The sequence below is a fragment of the Pseudomonas sp. c313 genome (genome assembly GCF_055407145.1).
Genome location: NZ_JBUZRD010000003.1, coordinates 681,708 through 698,392, shown reverse-complemented (window position 1 = coordinate 698,392; position 16,685 = coordinate 681,708). Strand labels below are relative to the sequence as shown.

Genomic DNA, 16,685 nt, shown 5'->3' with positions numbered 1-16,685 from the left:
CTGCGCGGGTCGTGGGTCAAATCGACCGGCGCAATCGATTCAAATGCCTCAAGCCTTCCAGCACCAACACCAACACCGCCAGCCAGATTGGCAGATAGGTCATCCATTGGCCCGGCTTGAGGCTGTCCCCCAGCATCAACGACACCGCCACCAACAGCACAGGCTCAGCGTAACTGAGCAAACCGAACAGGCTGAACGGCAACAGGCGACTGGCCATGATGTAGGAATAACCCGCCGCCGCGCTGACCAATCCCATAAGCGGTACCAGCCAATAGAGCGCTGGGCGCTGCGCCAAGATCTCGCTGATTGACCCAGCGCCAAGGACGAACCATAGCGCCACAGGAATCATCAGCATCATGTCCAGCCATAATCCACCCAGGTTATCGGTGCCACAGCGCCGGCGCAGTACGAAATACAGCGGATAGCCGACGCACACCACCAGCGTCGTCCAGGAGAACCCACCCGTGCGGTACAACTCATTGGCCACACCCACCGCGGCTAACGCGGCGGCAACCTTTTGCAAGTAGGAAAGGCGTTCGCCGTAAACGATACGACCCGTGATGACCATAGTCAGCGGTAACAGAAAATAACCCAGCGAAACATCCAGACCATGGCCATTGAGCGGCGCCCACATGAAAATCCATAACTGGACACCGACCAACGCACTGGTCAGCACGACGCAAGGCAGCAAGGCAGGCCTATCGCGCAAGCGCTTGTAGATCAGCGGGACCCACTTCCAGTCTCCAGAGAGACAGAGCAGCAGTGTCATGAAGGGCAACGAAATAAGCATTCGCCAGCCAAATATTTGCTGGCCATTCAATGGTTCAAGAAGGGAGGTAAAAAAATACAGCACGCCAAACAGGAAGGAGGCGGAAACCGCCAAAACAACACCTTTAGACACAACAGCCTCGACAAACAAGCACAGTTATTTAATTGAAGCAGGAAGCTGCACTCACACAGTGTGAATGTTAGTGGGATGAACATCAGGTATTTATTAACAGGCATCCATAGTTTTATAACGAACACACAGGATTAACCCTGAACTGTTCAGCAATAAGAATTGGGTGCCTCGTCTGTTTTTTATTGTTTGCACGACGATCATCAGACACTTCAACTAGCCCGACTTCGGTCATTGGAAGCAGTGCACTCTGGACGAGCACCTCTGATTTGAAACGCCACAGCCTCACCCTCATAGGGTTGACGCTGGGATGGGAAACCCGATTCCACGGGGAACAGCCTGTTACAGGTCGGGGTGAACAGTCTTCAGGGGAGCCCTGATACGTTCACCGGCCACTCGTGTTCTTCATGACCTTGTCAGGTCATATTCTCCGAGAGACCCGTCTCGGAACGAATGAACGTTTTAACACCTGACGTCACCACAGACCAAACTAACGGCAGTGGGCCAGAAGGCGCCACACTAAAGACTTCGAGTAAGTTAGTCCAATAATTTCTGGTATTTAATTTGTCCCACGCAAAGTGAAATACCCAAGTGTATTTAATTCGATATCTGCTCAACCATTACTGTATATTTAGCCGCTATACGCCCAGCCGATAGTCGCAAAAGTTACTCTTTACCGTCGCCCTGCAGGAGCGACCCCAGGCCGTTCCTGCACAACTCGCCGATTACCGACTCAGCGCAGTGAGTTTCGACGACCAATAATGTAGGGCACTTTTTTGTCGAGGGTCTTGTTCAGTTCCTTGCGGTCCAGTGCCGTAAAGCCTCCCAACTGCCGGGCAGTGAAGCCGCTGTCGCCCACCGGCGCATCAGGCGCCAGGGTCACCATCAAGGTGGCGACTGCTTCAATGGCGTCTTTATAACCACCCTTCTTGTTCAAGTTGAAGGCCTTCAGGTCAACCTGCGGCCGCAGCCAGTTACCCCAATAAAACTCCAGAAACTCCGGGGCCACGACGTCCATGTCCGGTTTGCCGTAGGCGGCCTTGCGGGTGAAATACACCAGGCTGCGGAAGGTATCATCCTGCAGGTTTTTAAAACCTAGGTGCGCGGGTAACTGCGCAGGGCTTATCGCCCTGCCCTGGCTATCCTTGAGCCATACTTTGCGCCCCTGCTCCATACGCTGCCAGAACGTGGCCAGGTCTGGGCTGTCGCTGAAATCGTCCGTCACCCGCACCCACATTTTCAACTGAGGACCCGCGCCCGGTTGTTCCCACAAGGTGCTGAAACTGTGATGACCATCCGTGAGGTACAACTGGCCGCCGGGGCCGACCACTACGGCTTTCATCTCGCGGGGATGGGTGCCCACCGGGCTCTGGCAGGTGAAGCTGTCGGGCTTAAGCAGATCGGCATGTTGAGGCACATTGTCAGCTTCGCCCTGGCCGTTGGTTTCGCAGTATTCGTCGAACGCCTTGGCCGGCGACTCAGCGTACAGCCCCAGGTTGTAATAAATCTGATCGAACCCCACAACGGCCTGGGTCGGATGCAGTTGTTCCAGGGAAACTTCGATCACCTGTCCGGGCTTGGGCGTCGAGAACGCCTGAGCTTGAACAGTGATGGCGCATAACAACAGCGCCAACAACCATGAATGCAGACGCATGAGCGCGAATCCTTATGAGTTCAGTATTGCCGATACTACAAACAATTCTCTCCGCCAGCCTGTACCTCAGCTAAAAAAAGCCAGGGGCTTATTACCCCATGAGCGGCTAGAATCAACGCTATCCGTGATCCACTAAAAGACAGGAGCCATGATGAGCTCGACCAACCCGCCCTCCCACACCGCCAAGCTGGACCGCATCCTTGCCGATGCCCAGCGCGACCGGGAAATGGGCTACCGCGACAAAGCCTTGAAGATGTACCCCCACGTGTGCGGCCGCTGCGCCCGTGAATTCGCCGGCAAGCGCCTGAGCGAACTGACCGTGCACCACCGCAACCACAACCATGACGACAACCCCCAGGACGGCTCCAACTGGGAGTTGCTGTGCCTGTACTGCCATGACAATGAACACTCGCGTTATACCGACCAGCAGTATTTCAGCGAAGGCTCAACCAGCAGCCCGACCATTGCCAAGGCGACGCACAACCCGTTTGCGGCGTTGGCGGGGTTGATGAAGAAGGACAGCTAAAAACCGCAAGCTTCAAGCTGCAAGTTCAAACCGTGCTCTTGAAGCTTGAAGCTTGCCGCTATACTGCTGTCTTTTTTCGAAGGCACCTCTCCCGTGGCCAACAAACGCTACAGCTGCATCGGTCTGTACAACCCCAAGTCACCCGAGAACGTCGGTTCGGTGATGCGCGCCGCCGGCTGTTATGGCGTGGCGTCGGTGTTCTACACCGGCAAGCGTTACGAACGGGCCAGGGACTTCATTACCGACACCAAGAAGGTCCACCAGGATATTCCGCTGATCGGTATCGACGACCTGAAAAAAATCTTGCCCCTGGGCTGCATCCCGGTCGCCGTTGAACTGGTGGACGGTGCCCGCCCCCTCCCCGAATACACTCACCCCGACCGCGCGCTGTATATCTTCGGCCCGGAAGAGGGCTCCCTGGACAAGGACATCCGCGACTGGTGTGAAGACGTGATCTACATCCCGACCACCGGTTGCATGAACCTCGCCGCCACGGTCAACGTGGTGCTCTACGACCGTCTGGCCAAGGGCAACAACACCCGCTCGGGGCCTAAATACTGATTTTTTGGGAACATCTTCGGTCTGCGTGCAGTCAGCTGCATATCAATGACCCCTTGTTGGAGACAGACCATGAGCGACAGCAAAACCCTGCGACCTATCATCGAATCCACACCATTCCAGACCCAGCCCACGCAAAACGTCCAGGGCTGGGAGCGGATTGGCTCACTGGCTGGCGGTGTGGTGCTGATGGGCAAAGGCCTTCGCCGTGGCGGCTTTTTTGGTTTGATTCAAGTGGCGATTGGCGGCGTAGCGCTGGCCCGCGGGATCAGCGGTCATAGTTCGGCCAAAGCGCTGCTGGAGAAGAGTCGTCAGGAGATGAACACCGTGCGCACGAAGATCGAACGAGCCGGTGAAGAACTGAAAAACCTCAAGACCCAGGCTGAAATTGCTGCCAGCAAAGACACAAAAACCACGTAGCCGTTGTCGAGCCCCAGCGAGGCTACGTTGGCCGCACCACTGCCATCAAGCCTGACATCAGCACCGAGTCGCTTCTGACGCAGCCTCGCTAAAGCTCGACAGCTGCTACGAGGTAACGGGGTCGACTCAACGCAACAACTTGCTATCGAGCACCGTCGACGACTGGCCAATGATGCTCTCGGCCAACTGCACAAACTCCTTGGAGCTGATGCTGTTCAAGCGCATCACTGCTTGTGTCAGGTCATCCAATGAGCGCTTGTTGTGGGTTTTCAGGCGAATCTCCCGATCCAGTTCCTGCAACACCACCACCGCACGCGCCACGGTTGCGCCGCTGACATGCTCACCGCGCAAGGTCGTCACGCCCTTGCCTTCCTTGCTCAGGCGAGTCTGTATCGCCGCATAACGCTCGTCACTGATGCCACCCGCGCGGCGTACCAGCTCGATGGCGTAATACTCCGCCAGGCCTTCGCTGATCCAGTCACTGCCTTGGTGATCGTTAAAACGACCGATAGCCTGCACCACTTCACGGATCAACGGGCTGCTACCATTTTCGCTGACCAGTGGCGTGCGGCTATTCAGGTAGATCGAGTCGCGCCCAGAGAACACACCACGGCGCATCGGGTCACTGGCGCCGACCACCAACAACTTGGCCGGATGACGCGGGAACGCTGCTTGCACCTGGGGCCAGACAAAGGTCAGCAGTGTCAGCACGTCCATGCGGCGCATGGCCTGGCCCTTGGGCGAGGCCACGGTGATTTCGGTCTCTCCCAGGCGCACGCGTCGGCTGCCCAGGCTGCCGGCAAGCATCCAGCCGGTGGGCCGGTCAAACAGGCGGGAGACGTTGTCGATGCGAAATTTGTTCTTGCCGATGCGTGGCCAGGCAGTCTCGACACTTTTCCAGCCCGCTGGCAGTTCGAAGACCAGCCGCGACACCAACTCGATGCCGTCTTGCTGGTCGAGATGGGCCTTGGGTACCAGGTCTTCACCGCTAAACAGTGCCCAATTCGGCGTCATCCGCGTTTCATAGATACCCGCCTTGCGGGCATGGCTGAGGCGCACGCGGTAGGTCAGGCTGGCCTTATCGGCGCTGGGTTGCCACAGGCCACGGCTGGCTCCGGCGCTAGTGCCGGGCACAACTTGCCACTGTCCATCGGCCTTGAAGTCGCTGTAGTCGCCGTCGCGGCCAAGGTCGAAGTTCAGGCTGCGCACCGCCGAGCCCTGGGACAGGCTCAGGCGCACTTCAGCCTGATCGCTCTGGGGCAACAACTTGACGTGATAATCGAGATCGACCTTCTTCGCGGCCCACGCCGACGTGCTCAACGCCAGCAACACCAGGCTGACCGCCAGCTTGCCTGCAACCGTCATAGACACTCCTTTCAGCCTGCGCGAAAAATCAGGTAATCCTCCCAATCGTCCTCAGACACGCTGCCTTCGCTGACCATGCGCCCGGACTGGGAAATGCGTGCGTGATGCACGGCATCGCGATCGCCACAGACCAAGTGATGCCAGAGCGGCAAATCCTTGCGCTCGCTGACCAGCCGATAACCGCAGGTCGGCGGCAACCATTTGAACTGATCGGCCTGGCCCGGCGTGAGCTGGATGCAATCAGGCACCGAGTCCCGGCGGTTAGGGTAGTCGGTGCACTGGCAGGTTTTCAGGTCCAGCAGTTTGCAGGCGATACGTGTGTAATAGACGCTGTTGTCGTCTTCATCTTCGAGCTTTTGCAGGCAGCACAGGCCGCAACCATCGCACAGCGACTCCCACTCCTCCTGATCGAGGTGTTCGAGGGTTTTGCGTATCCAGAAAGGTTCGACTTTGGCGGCCATGGCTCTACATCAGTATCGGTGCGGTTAAAAGGTCGCCAGTCTAGTGCCCAAGGCGCCAAGGGCCAAGCGCTTACGACTGCCGGTATAACAAGACTTGTCAGCTTTCGCTGGGCGAAGTAGCTTTGGGGGCCGCAAAAGCCCTGCGCCAAGTGCCATAAATGCTCAACCGCATTGCCCCAGGCGCGCAACACGGCCCTGAAAAACCCATCGCCGAGCTCATCGGTGCACCCAGTTTTTTGATCTGCGCTCTGCCTCATAAATGTAGCAACGTAGCCCATACCCGTCATCAGGAACTGTTCATGAGCACAAACCCACGCGTCGCCGATTACCCCATTCATGCCCAATTCACCGAGCGCTGGTCGCCACGCGCCTTTACCGACGAGAGCATCCCGGTCGAGACCTTGCTGAGCTTCTTCGAAGCGGCCCGCTGGGCGCCATCAGCCTACAACTCACAGCCTTGGCGATTTCTCTATGCGCGCCGTGGGACGCCGAACTGGGAGCGTTTCCTCGGCCTGTTGAACGAATTCAACCGTGGCTGGGCGCAGCATGCCTCGGCCCTGGTGATCGTGGTGTCGAAAACCGACTTCGCCGTGCCCGGCGCTACCGAAGAAACCCCAGCCCTGTGGCACACCTTCGACACCGGTTCGGCCTGGGGGCACCTGGCGCTGCAAGCCAGCATCAGCGGCTGGCATACCCACGGCATGGCCGGTTTCGACCAGGAACTGACACGCAAGGAGCTGAAGATCCCCGAAGGCTATGCGCTGCATGCAGCGGTGGCGATTGGCAAGCTGGGGGATAAGTCGACACTGGCCGAGTACCTGCAAGCCCGGGAAACCCCGAGCCCGCGCCGACCGTTGAGTGAGTTGGTTTCAGAAGGTGATTTTGATCTCTGAAGAGGCTGGGCTGGGTACATATCCGTTAGTTCGGTCAGGGCGGATTAGGGTTACGCCCTTACGGCGTGTCACTTTTGGAAAAGAGCCCCAAAAGTAACCAAAAGGGCTTTTGCCCCACCACTTGGTGCCTCGCTTAGGCTCGGCATGCCTTCACTCCGGCATTGCTCCGTGGGCCGCCGCGATGGGCCATCCTTGGCCCAGCGCGGCTAAACCGGCGTCCTGCCGGTTTACCCACGGATCAATGCCTGCGTTCAGCCATCGTGGTTAACGGGGCGCCTTAGATCAAGATCAAAAGCAAAAGCACGGCGGCCTGGTAGCCGACCTGAGTGGTGAAAAGCAAAAGCGGATCCCATGCCCCTTGTAGGAGCGAGCTTGCTCGCGATGGTCGTTAACGATGACACGGGCTTCCTGGATGAATGCGGTGCCTGTGAGCCCATCGCAGGCGAGCCAGCTCCCACAGAAAAGCGGATTGGCACTGGCTTTGCTCTGCTTTTGATCTAGCTCTTGATCTGCCTGCCCATAAAACCAGAGGCCGAACGCAGGTGTTGCACAGTGGGTAAACCGGCAAGGATGCCGGTTTAGCCGCGCTGGGCCAGGGATGGCCCATCGCGGCGACCCACGGAGCAATGCCGGAGTGAGGGCACGCCGAGCCACAGCGAGGCGCCGATAGGTAGGGCAGGAGCGCTTTGGTTACTTTCGTCTGAGCCGGCATTCCGGCTTTTCGAAAGTGAGTCGCTGTAAGAGCGAAACCGCCAGCAGCCGTTACCGCAGCAACGGATATGTACACGGCAAGCCCGCCCCCCACATGGGTCCATGTGGTGTGTTTAGTAACCGCGCTCGAAGCTCACTTCCCCACGCAACACTTCTTGAGCCTGATACTTGCGCAGGTTCTCGACAAACAACTCCACCATCATCTTCGGCGAAGTCGGCGCCGAGCTGTGGCCGGTCAACAACAAGCCCCAGGCGGTCCAGAACGGATGGCGCTGGGGCAGCGGCTCTTGACGGCAAACGTCGATCACCGCACCAGCCAAATGCCCTTCTTTCAGGGCTTCCACCAGATCGGCATCCACCACGGCAACACCACGGCCGACGTTGATAAATACCCCGGTAGGCTTGAACTGCTTGAACAGCGCCGCGTCGTACAGGTCGTGAGTGTTCGCGGTGTTAGGCAGCAGGTTGACCACATAGTCCACCTCCCCCACCAGCCGGTTTAGTTGATCCAGCCCGGCCACTTCGACAAACGGCGCCTGCTCCCGTGCTTCGCTGGCGATGCCATACAGCTCCACGCCAAACGGCAAGAGAAACTGCGCCACGCTGCGGCCGATATCGCCGGTGCCGACAATTAGCACCTTGCGCCCCGCCAGGCTCTGACCCATGCGGTTGTCCCATTTGCGCTCGACCTGGCTAACCAGCCGTGCCAGCACTTCGCGCTCGTGCCCCAACATGTAAGTCAGCACGTACTCGGCCATCACCTGGCCAAAAATCCCTACGGCGCGGGTCAAGCGATAGTCCCGTGGCAGGCCTTCGGCCAGCAGCGGCGTGACGCCGGCCCAGGTCGATTGCAGCCATGCAGGATGATGGCCCTGGCGCAGCAGGGTCGCCAGCAGGTCCGGCTGGCCGAGCCATACCGGGCAATCGGCGGCCAGGCTCGACAGTTCGGCCGAGTCGCCGCTGGTCATCACTTCCAGGTCCGGCGCCGCTTCGCGCAACAGTCGGGCGTACAGCGGGTGATCGTGTTCAGCAATCAGAACGCGCATGGTTCAAACCTTTCAAAAACAGTGCAGGCGGGGCCACAGGCGCAGTTCACTGCATTCCTCGGGACCACCGCCAGATAATTCGATTCCATTTATGAACGTGCCCCGGACTGGGCACTTACCCATCACAGCGGGTCATTGCGGCGCAGCAGTTCTTCGGGCAAGTGTTCGATGTACTCGTCCTCGGCCGGTGGCATTTGCAGGTGGTAGCCCTGCTTGTCGAGGTTTTCCAGGACCGCGACGATGTCCTCGCGAGACAGCTTGCGCTCGGGGCTCAGCACCAGGTCAAAGGCGTGATGGGGCTTACCGAACGCCGCCAGCAGGCTTTCCGGGACACGCTCCAGGGCATCGCTTTTCAGCACATAGAGGTACATTTCGTTGCGTTTGAGGCTGCGATAGATGGAGCAAATACGTTTCAAGGCTGTTCTCCGGCAGTGGCCAGGCTGTCCAGCAGCGCCTGGCCCATCAGCTCGCGGCGCCAGCCACGCAGCGAGTCAGGCAATTGGTAAGGGCCCTCGGGGTAGCCACTCTTGACCAGCGCTTCGAGGGTTTTCTTGCGCAGCATCAGTTCCGGCGCCATGTCCAGGCGTTCGGCGAACGTCTGGCCGAGGGCACGCAGTTGCTTGATCAACACAGCGGCGTCAACCGGCAACGGCTCGGCAACGGCCGGTGGCCATTGGTCCATGGATACGCTACCGGCGCACTTGATCAGGTCCAGCAAAAACTCGCCGTCATGGCGCACGGTACGCGGGTGCATATCTTCGATTTTGCCCAGGGCGCTGAGATTATCCGGCTGGGATTTGGCCAGGGGCCATAACGAGTGTTCGCGAATGATGCGGTTACGCGGCAGGTCACGGGCGCGGGCTTGCTGCTCACGCCAGGCGCACAGTTCACGCAACACAACGAGCTGGGCGCGGGAAAGCTTCCAGGCCAGCTTGGCGTCGCGGTACACCTCGAACGGGTCGACTTCACGGCGCAGGTTGGCGACCAGTTCGGCGCCATCGTCCACAACCCAGGCGTATTTCTCGTCAGACAGCCGCGGGCGCAGGCGTATGTAGACCTGCGCCAGGTGCACGGCGTCTTCGGCGGCGTAGCTGATTTGTGTCTCGGACAGTGGCCGCTGCAACCAGTCGGAGCGGGTCTCACCCTTGGGCAGGTCGATATCGAGCACGGCTTGCACCAGACGCGAGTAACCCATGGAAAAGCCAAGGTTCAGGTAGGCGGCTGCCAGTTGGGTGTCGAACAATGGCGTCGGCAGGCTGCCGGTCAAACGCAGCAGCACTTCCAGGTCTTCGCTGCAGGCATGCACCACCTTGATCACCGCTGGGTTCTCCAGCAAGGCGGCCAAGGGTTGCCAGTTATCGATGGTCAGGGGGTCGATCAGATAAGCGCGTACGCCATCACCAATCTGGATCAGCCCGGCGATGGGATAAAAAGTGTCGACCCGCATGAATTCGGTGTCGAGGGCGACGAATGGCAACTGCTGCCATTCGGCGCAATGCTGGCCGAGGCTATCGTTGTCGCAGATCCAGTGAATATCGATGGCCACACGGCTCTCCCTTGAAGAATGGCGCGCAGTATATATCGCTAAAGGGATTTGCGAGCATCCGCAGTGTACCCGCCGCCATGAAAACTCTGACAGGTGCCGAAGAATAGTCCGACAGCTAAGGGTTATCCTCTTTTACGCAGCACGTAAACCCGCCACAGGGCTGAGCCGGGCATGAACTCCTGATGGTTGAGGATATTGAAACCGGCCTGTTTGAACTCGGCTTCCACCTCGGCCCGATGGATGGCCGGCGGTTGCCCGACCTCCTGCGATAGCCCTGGTGATGGCCCCTGCGTGGCACTGCGCTGCTGCGCTGCACGGTGGCGGCTATCGCTGTTGACCGAGACGATCACCGTGTCGCGACTGACCCGGTGAAATTCGCGCAACAGCGCCAGCCTGGCCTCAGCACCGGGCACATGGCGAAACAACTCCAGGCAAAAAATGCAGTCCACGGCGTTGGCCGACAGACCGATATTGAACGCTGAACCCTGGAAGGTCTTCACCCGCCGCAAAAGTACCGCACCATGGTGGGTCTGGGCGTGGTCGAGCATGGCCTGGGAGTTGTCTGATGCGAGAATCACCCGGTTGCCGTGTTCGGCCAACACCGGCCAGAAACGCCCCGAGCCGCAGGCCAGGTCCAGCACCAGGCCCGGCTCCCCCGCTACTTTCAAGGCCTGGCGCACCAGGCGCTCATCACGCCACAACCACAAACGCCGCAGCAGACCCGGCGGGCGCGTGTCGCCACAAACCTGGGCATGCTCGCGGCCGCAACGCTCGGCGAATTCAGTCTCGATGGACGACGGGGTGTGCGACGACATCAGCGGGCTCTTGTGGATGAATCGGTGTCAAACGACCTTGGACTCACAGCTTAACCAGCGCCGCGTGAAAAAAAGGTCGAAGGATTCACCGCCCATCACTGACTCAATCAGGCTTGATGCAGGTACCAGCGCCAGTCCTGCTCGCCCACCTCGCCCATAAACTGTCGATATTCGGCACGTTTGACGGCCAGGTACACGCCCAGAAACTCGCTGCCAAAGGCTTCCCGAGCCCAGGCTGAACCTTCAAGGGCGCGCAAGGTGGTCAGCCAGTCGGTGGGCAGTAACTCCTTGGCCTGGGCATAGCCGTTGCCTTCTACCGGAGCGCCGGGATCGAGCTGCTCGCGGATACCGCGATGAATGCCAGCCAGGATGGCCGCTGCCGCCAGGTACGGGTTGGCGTCGGCGCCGCAGATCCGGTGTTCGATATGCCGGGAAAACGCCGGGCCGCCGGGCACCCGCAGGCTTACGGTGCGGTTGTCGACGCCCCAGGTCGCCGCCAGCGGGGCGTAGCTGTTGGTCTGGAAGCGCCGATAGGAGTTGGCGTTGGGGCAGAACATCAGTAATGAATCGAGCAAGGTGCTGAGCATGCCGCCTACCGCTTGGCGCAGCAGCGGCGTGCCATCGGGCGCTTCGCTGGCGAACAGATTGTTGCCCTGCGCGTCCGCCAGGCTGACGTGCATGTGCATGCCGGTACCTGCCAGATCATCGAAGGGTTTGGCCATGAAGCAAGCCGTCATCCCGTGTTTGTGAGCCACACCCTTGACCAGGCGCTTGTAGCGCACAGCCTCGTCCATGGCCTGCAAGGCATCGCTGCGGTGCTCCAGGGTAATTTCCACCTGGCCCGGCGCATATTCGGAAATCGCCGTGCGCGCCGGAATCCCCTGCAGTTTGCAGGCGCTGTACAAGTCGGCAAGAAACGGTTCGATCTGCTCCAACTCACGCAAACCGTAAACCTGGGTCGAACGCGGGCGGCCGCCGTCGACATCCCGCGCCGGTTGCGGGCGACCGTTGCTGTCGGGCTTCTGGTCGAGCAAATAAAACTCCAGTTCCGCCGCCATCACCGGGTAATAACCGTCAGCCTTGAGCCCATCAATGACCTTGGCCAGCAAGTGCCGCGGATCGGCCACGGTGGCCGGCATGCCTTCCTCGGGGTGCATGCTGACCTGCACCGCCGCCGTCGGAATCAACCGCCATGGCATGCGCTGCAAACTGCCGCTGACCGGGTAGGCGCGGCAATCGATATCCCCCACTTCCCAGACCAGCCCGGAGTTTTCCACATCGTCGCCATTGATGGTCAGGCCGAGGATGGTGCTGGGCAGCGGGCGACCGCTTTGATAGACCGCCAGCAACTCATCGCGGTGCAGCAACTTGCCACGCGGTACACCGTTGTTGTCGAGGATGAACAGTTCGAACATCTCGATATCCGGGTTCAGTTCCAGGAAGGATTGGGCTTCGTGCAGGGAGGCAAAGGCGGTAGGGGCAACACTCATGGAATTTCTCATAGGTTAGCGTCAGGCAGGCGCACACGCGCTGCCGGTCAGATGCGCACTGTCTCGCGGCATCCATGGGAGCAATCAACGCAGGGGAGAAATATCCGGTGGGCGCGCATGGCGGCAGTGCCATAGCGCCCAGAAGGCCAGTTCAGAAGGAAGTGCATCGGCGGTAACTCCCCGACGGGCCGAGCAACTTGACACGGTTGCGCCAGGCGAAGTCTCGGGGTGAGTGTCGGGCGAACCATCCATATGAGGATCACAGTAAAGAGATACCCAGCAGCGTCACACGGCGGGTCAGGTGGTTAAATTCAGTCTTGACGGAGTTTAGTTGCAGCTTTACTAAACATTCAGGACGCCTTGCCAGCCACCCCGGCAGGTGGAAATAATAGCCGCCCCTGATCATGCCCCCAAGGACTCGACTGCATGAAAGCCCTTCCAGCACTGTGCATCATGGCGAGCCTGGCGACACCTGCCTTGGCCGACACCCAACCGTCGTCGCGCCTGGACGAGGTTATCCAGCGCGGCCAACTGACCGTCTGCACCACCGGTGACTACAAGCCCTACACCTATTTGCGCCAGGACGGCAGCTACGAAGGCATCGACATCGCCATGGCGCAGTCACTGGCCAAGAGCCTCAACGTGCAGATCAAGTGGGTGCCGACCACCTGGAAAACCCTGATCCCGGACTTCCTGGCCCAGCGCTGCGACATCGCCGTCGGCGGTATTTCCGTGTCCCTGGAGCGGCAGAAAAAAGCCTTTTTCAGCCAGCCACTGGGGGTCGACGGCAAGATCCCGCTGGTGCGCTGCGCCGATGTGCAGCGTTACCAGACCGTCGAGCAGATCAACCAGGCGCAGGTGCGGGTGATCGAGCCGGCGGGCGGCACCAACGAAGTCTTCGCCCGCGCCCATCTGGGCAAGGCGCAACTGACGCTATTCCCGGACAACGTAACGATTTTCGAAGAACTGCTGGCCAACAAGGCCGACGTCATGATCACTGACGCCAGCGAGGCGCGGTTCCAGCAAAAGCTCAAGCCGGGACTGTGTGCGGTCAACCCCGAACGCTACATGCAATACAGCGAGAAAGCCTTTCTGCTGCCTCGCGACGATGTGGCCTGGAAGAGCTACGTGGACCAGTGGCTGCACCTGAGCACCGTCACTGGCGTCTACGAAGGCATCGTCAATCAATGGCTGGCGGCGCCTTGATCAACTCAACGAAGGCCAAGCACGCGGCGCTGCGATAGGCGCCCTTGCGGCTGAGCAAGGCGGCCGTGCGCTGGGGCAATGGCGGGCGAATCTGAACGGCGTGCAAGCCCGCCTGAGCACGGGTAACCGCACTGGGCAGAATGGTCGCCAGTTGAGTGCTGCGCACAATTTCGATGATGGCGCTGATGGAGTTGGCTTCCATGGTGATCTGCGGTTTTACGTCCAGCCCTCGGCAATAGTCGTCAATGTAACGGCGGGTGGCGAAGTCTGAGTTCAGTAGCACCAGCGGCTGCTGTTTGAAGTCAGCAAGCTTGAGCCACTGTTTTCGACTCAAGGTCGGATGGGCGGCACTGGCCACGAGGCTCAACTCTTCGACAAATAGCCCCTGGCACTCGATATCCGGTAAGTGCTCGCCGGTAAACCCGATGCCAATATCCAACAAATCCTGCGCCAATGCCGCCTCGATACGGTCCTGAGTCATCTCCTCGATCGTCAAGGTAATCGCTGGATACAGGCTGTTAAACCGCGCCAGCAGTGGGCCCGTCAGGTAAGCGGTAAAGGTCGGGGTCATTGCCAGGCGCAAGCTGCCTCGGCTCAAGTCCTGCACGTCATGCATCGCCCGCGTACCCGCCTGCAAGTCCTGCAACGCCAGCCTGGCAAAGCGCACGTAAGCCTCCCCGGCATCGGTCAGCCGCACGCTGCGACCGGAGCGATCCAGCAACGGCGCGCCCAAGGTGTCTTCCAGTTGTTTGATCTGCTGGGACAAGGTCGGCTGCGACACATGCAAGGCTTCGGCGGCGCGGGTGAAGTTGCGGTGGTCGGCGACCGCCAGCAGGTAGCGGATATGGCGTAATAGCATGGGCACTCAACTATAGGCATGACTTATGGAAAGCATAATAAGCCGGTCTTGGACGCTATAGCCGAAAACTTCCATCCTTGCCCCATCAGCGACGCAAGGAGAACCACCATGCAGCAACTCATCGACGGCTTTCGCAAGTTCCAGGGTGAAGCCTTCACCCAGCGCAGCGACCTGTTCAAGCAACTGGCAACCACGCAAAACCCCGGCACGCTGTTTGTGTCCTGTTCCGACAGTCGCGTAGTACCGGAACTGCTGACCCAGCAGGAACCCGGCGATCTGTTTGTCATCCGCAACGCCGGCAACATCGTCCCGTCCTACGGGCCGGAACCGGGCGGAGTGTCAGCTACCGTCGAATATGCAGTGGCCGTGCTGGGCGTGAGCGACATCGTCATTTGCGGTCATTCCGACTGCGGCGCGATGACCGCCATTTCTACCTGCAAATGCCTGGACCACCTGCCCGCCGTGGCCAATTGGTTGCGTCACGCCGAGTCGGCCAAGGTCATCAATGCCTCCCGTACCCATGCCACGGACGCGGCGCGGCTGGATTCGCTGGTACGGGAAAACGTGGTCGCACAACTGGCCAATCTCAAGACTCACCCTTCGGTGGCCCTGGCGCTGGAACAGGGCCGACTGAACCTGCACGGCTGGGTCTATGACATCGAAAGCGGCAGCATCGACGCCCTGGATGGCGCTACCAACCGCTTTATTTCCCTGATCGACCACCCGCAGACCCGCGCAGTCTCAACCACTGCGCAGCACGCTGCCTGAACCCTATTTTCACCCACGAGGAAATCATCATGCTGCAATCCCAATTTGCTCAAGCTCCACGCCTGGCCCTGGCCGACACCGTCATCGATATCAAGGCCCGCAAAAACCTGTCCTGGCAGGACCTTACCGAAGGCACCAGCCTGAGCCTGGCCTTCGTCACTGCCGCCCTGCTCGGCCAGCACCCGCTGCCCAAAGACGCCGCTGACGTAGTTTGCGAAAAACTCGGCCTGGACCAGGACGCCAGCCGCCTGCTGCAAAGCGTACCCTTACGCGGCAGCATCCCCGGTGGCATTCCCAGCGACCCGACGGTGTACCGCTTTTATGAAATGCTTCAGGTCTATGGCTCGACCCTCAAGGCCCTGGTTCACGAGCAGTTTGGCGACGGCATCATCAGCGCCATCAACTTCAAGCTGGACATCAAGAAGGTCGACGATCCGGACGGTGGCTCCCGTGCGGTGATTACGCTGGATGGCAAGTACTTGCCGACCAAGCCGTTCTGATCCCATTACCTGTTCTGCGCAGGAGCCGGCTTGCCGGCTCTTGCATGGTTGTGTGTGCCCTGTGAATGTTCCTGCATTGGCTGCAGCCGTCTAAGCTTGCAGCACCAACAAGAACGAGGGATGGGCAATGAAGGGAGTATTGAGCATTACTTGGCTGCTGTTGTTGTGTTTCAGCCAGGCCCACGCCGCGACCACCCAGGAGCAGGACGCCCAGGCGGCCAAGGCCCTGCTGGAAAAAGCCCTGGCGTACTACCACGACAATGGAGATAAAGCGTTCGCAGCCTTCAGTCGGCAGGGCGAGTTTATCGATAAGGACCGTTACGTGTTCGTGGTCGACACCAAGGGCGTGCTGCTGGCCAGTGGCGGCCCGTCGTCTGCACTAATCGGCCGCGATGTCTCCGAAGTGCTGGGGCCAGACCTGCGTGAGTCCTTCAAGAACGCGCTGAAGGTGCCCGAAGGCAATGGCATCCAGCAAGCCGATTATCGTTGGCAGAACTGGAACGACGGCAAGGTCGAACGCAAACATGTGTTCTACCAGCGCATCGGCCAACGCATCCTGGCAGTAGGTTATTACCTGCCACGGGCCTCGCCCGAGCAAGCCAAGGCTCTGCGGGACAAGGCGGTGAGGGACCTGGGCAAGGATGAAAAGGGCACACTAAAAGCCATCAACGCACTGCAGGGCGGATTTCTGCAGGATGACCTGTATGTGTTTGTGGTTGACCTCAACACCGGCCGCTACGTGGCCCACGGCACCAACCTGCGCTTGATCAACACCGACTTTGCCAAGATCAAGGACCCGGACGGCAAGCCGGTGGGCGAGCCAATCCTCAAGTTGATGGCCGAACAGGGCCAGGGTGAATACCAGTACCGCTGGAAAAACCCAGTGACTGGCAAGGTTGAGAACAAGCACGCCTACCTGCGCAAGACCGGGAATTTCCTGGTGGCGGTGGGTTACTACAGTCCTTGAGG

18 protein-coding genes are annotated in these 16,685 nt (G+C 59.7%); 8 read left to right on the top strand and 10 right to left on the bottom strand.

The features are described from left to right. Positions 1–16: 16 nt before the first annotated feature. Both rarD and ACZRKZ_RS12800 read right to left on the bottom strand, forming a co-directional pair. Positions 17–901: an EamA family transporter RarD gene (gene rarD / locus ACZRKZ_RS12805; RefSeq protein WP_463970339.1), complete on the bottom strand. Its 885-nt coding sequence runs from the start codon at positions 899–901 to the stop codon at positions 17–19. Between the two features lie 730 nt (positions 902–1,631). Then, positions 1,632–2,552, bottom strand: a complete 921-nt coding sequence (locus tag ACZRKZ_RS12800; RefSeq protein ID WP_463981755.1) for a ParB/Srx family N-terminal domain-containing protein — start codon at positions 2,550–2,552, stop codon at positions 1,632–1,634. 151 nt (positions 2,553–2,703) lie between these two features. Here ACZRKZ_RS12800 and ACZRKZ_RS12795 point away from each other — a divergent pair, with 151 nt between their 5' ends. From ACZRKZ_RS12795 to ACZRKZ_RS12785, 3 genes are all read left to right on the top strand, one after another. Beyond that, positions 2,704–3,078, top strand: coding sequence for a YajD family HNH nuclease (locus tag ACZRKZ_RS12795; protein WP_133101846.1), 375 nt, complete (start codon positions 2,704–2,706; stop codon positions 3,076–3,078). A gap of 93 nt (positions 3,079–3,171) precedes the next feature. Then, the gene (locus ACZRKZ_RS12790; RefSeq protein ID WP_463981754.1) at positions 3,172–3,639 is read left to right on the top strand and encodes an RNA methyltransferase; all 468 of its coding nucleotides are present in this window, start codon (positions 3,172–3,174) and stop codon (positions 3,637–3,639) included. A gap of 69 nt (positions 3,640–3,708) precedes the next feature. Further along, positions 3,709–4,056 (top strand): YgaP family membrane protein, encoded by a 348-nt coding sequence (locus ACZRKZ_RS12785; protein ID WP_463981753.1) that lies wholly within the window; start codon positions 3,709–3,711, stop codon positions 4,054–4,056. Positions 4,057–4,182: 126 nt separating this feature from the next. On the opposite strand, the gene ACZRKZ_RS12780 is transcribed toward ACZRKZ_RS12785, so the two are convergent. Both ACZRKZ_RS12780 and ACZRKZ_RS12775 read right to left on the bottom strand, forming a co-directional pair. Beyond that, positions 4,183–5,421: a hypothetical protein gene (locus tag ACZRKZ_RS12780; RefSeq protein ID WP_463981752.1), complete on the bottom strand. Its 1,239-nt coding sequence runs from the start codon at positions 5,419–5,421 to the stop codon at positions 4,183–4,185. An 11-nt stretch (positions 5,422–5,432) separates the two neighbouring features. Continuing rightward, the gene (locus ACZRKZ_RS12775) at positions 5,433–5,882 is read right to left on the bottom strand and encodes a YcgN family cysteine cluster protein (RefSeq protein WP_133101850.1); all 450 of its coding nucleotides are present in this window, start codon (positions 5,880–5,882) and stop codon (positions 5,433–5,435) included. 299 nt (positions 5,883–6,181) lie between these two features. On the opposite strand from ACZRKZ_RS12775, the gene ACZRKZ_RS12770 reads away from it, so the two are divergent. Continuing rightward, positions 6,182–6,775, top strand: a complete 594-nt coding sequence (locus tag ACZRKZ_RS12770) for a nitroreductase family protein (RefSeq protein ID WP_463981751.1) — start codon at positions 6,182–6,184, stop codon at positions 6,773–6,775. 824 nt (positions 6,776–7,599) lie between these two features. Here ACZRKZ_RS12770 and ACZRKZ_RS12765 read toward each other — a convergent pair. The 5 genes from ACZRKZ_RS12765 to ACZRKZ_RS12745 form a co-directional block, all read right to left on the bottom strand. After that, positions 7,600–8,532: a D-2-hydroxyacid dehydrogenase gene (locus tag ACZRKZ_RS12765; RefSeq protein WP_463981750.1), complete on the bottom strand. Its 933-nt coding sequence runs from the start codon at positions 8,530–8,532 to the stop codon at positions 7,600–7,602. A gap of 122 nt (positions 8,533–8,654) precedes the next feature. After that, entirely contained in the window at positions 8,655–8,948 is a 294-nt protein-coding gene (locus ACZRKZ_RS12760; protein WP_149414122.1) for a YcgL domain-containing protein, read from the bottom strand. Continuing rightward, the gene (gene rnd, locus ACZRKZ_RS12755; protein WP_463970345.1) at positions 8,945–10,078 is read right to left on the bottom strand and encodes a ribonuclease D; all 1,134 of its coding nucleotides are present in this window, start codon (positions 10,076–10,078) and stop codon (positions 8,945–8,947) included. Before rnd ends, ACZRKZ_RS12760 begins: the two co-directional genes overlap by 4 nt. A 122-nt stretch (positions 10,079–10,200) precedes the next feature. Next, positions 10,201–10,893 carry a class I SAM-dependent methyltransferase gene (locus tag ACZRKZ_RS12750; RefSeq protein WP_463970346.1) on the bottom strand — a complete coding sequence of 231 codons (693 nt, stop codon included), beginning with the start codon at positions 10,891–10,893 and terminating at the stop codon, positions 10,201–10,203. A 107-nt stretch (positions 10,894–11,000) separates the two neighbouring features. Further along, positions 11,001–12,383: a glutamine synthetase family protein gene (locus ACZRKZ_RS12745; RefSeq protein WP_463981749.1), complete on the bottom strand. Its 1,383-nt coding sequence runs from the start codon at positions 12,381–12,383 to the stop codon at positions 11,001–11,003. A 426-nt stretch (positions 12,384–12,809) separates the two neighbouring features. Here ACZRKZ_RS12745 and ACZRKZ_RS12740 point away from each other — a divergent pair, with 426 nt between their 5' ends. Then, complete coding sequence (locus tag ACZRKZ_RS12740) at positions 12,810–13,589, top strand: transporter substrate-binding domain-containing protein (protein ID WP_463981748.1); 780 nt, start codon at positions 12,810–12,812, stop codon at positions 13,587–13,589. Here the strand turns inward: ACZRKZ_RS12740 and cynR are convergent. Then, the gene (cynR, locus tag ACZRKZ_RS12735) at positions 13,564–14,448 is read right to left on the bottom strand and encodes a transcriptional regulator CynR (protein WP_463970348.1); all 885 of its coding nucleotides are present in this window, start codon (positions 14,446–14,448) and stop codon (positions 13,564–13,566) included. The genes ACZRKZ_RS12740 and cynR overlap by 26 nt on opposite strands. A gap of 108 nt (positions 14,449–14,556) precedes the next feature. On the opposite strand from cynR, the gene ACZRKZ_RS12730 reads away from it, so the two are divergent. From ACZRKZ_RS12730 to ACZRKZ_RS12720, 3 genes are all read left to right on the top strand, one after another. Further along, positions 14,557–15,216, top strand: a complete 660-nt coding sequence (locus ACZRKZ_RS12730) for a carbonic anhydrase (RefSeq protein ID WP_463981747.1) — start codon at positions 14,557–14,559, stop codon at positions 15,214–15,216. A 29-nt stretch (positions 15,217–15,245) separates the two neighbouring features. Then, positions 15,246–15,716 carry a cyanase gene (gene cynS, locus ACZRKZ_RS12725; RefSeq protein ID WP_463981746.1) on the top strand — a complete coding sequence of 157 codons (471 nt, stop codon included), beginning with the start codon at positions 15,246–15,248 and terminating at the stop codon, positions 15,714–15,716. 127 nt (positions 15,717–15,843) lie between these two features. Next, positions 15,844–16,683 (top strand): cache domain-containing protein, encoded by an 840-nt coding sequence (locus ACZRKZ_RS12720; RefSeq protein WP_463981745.1) that lies wholly within the window; start codon positions 15,844–15,846, stop codon positions 16,681–16,683. Positions 16,684–16,685: the final 2 nt, after the last annotated feature.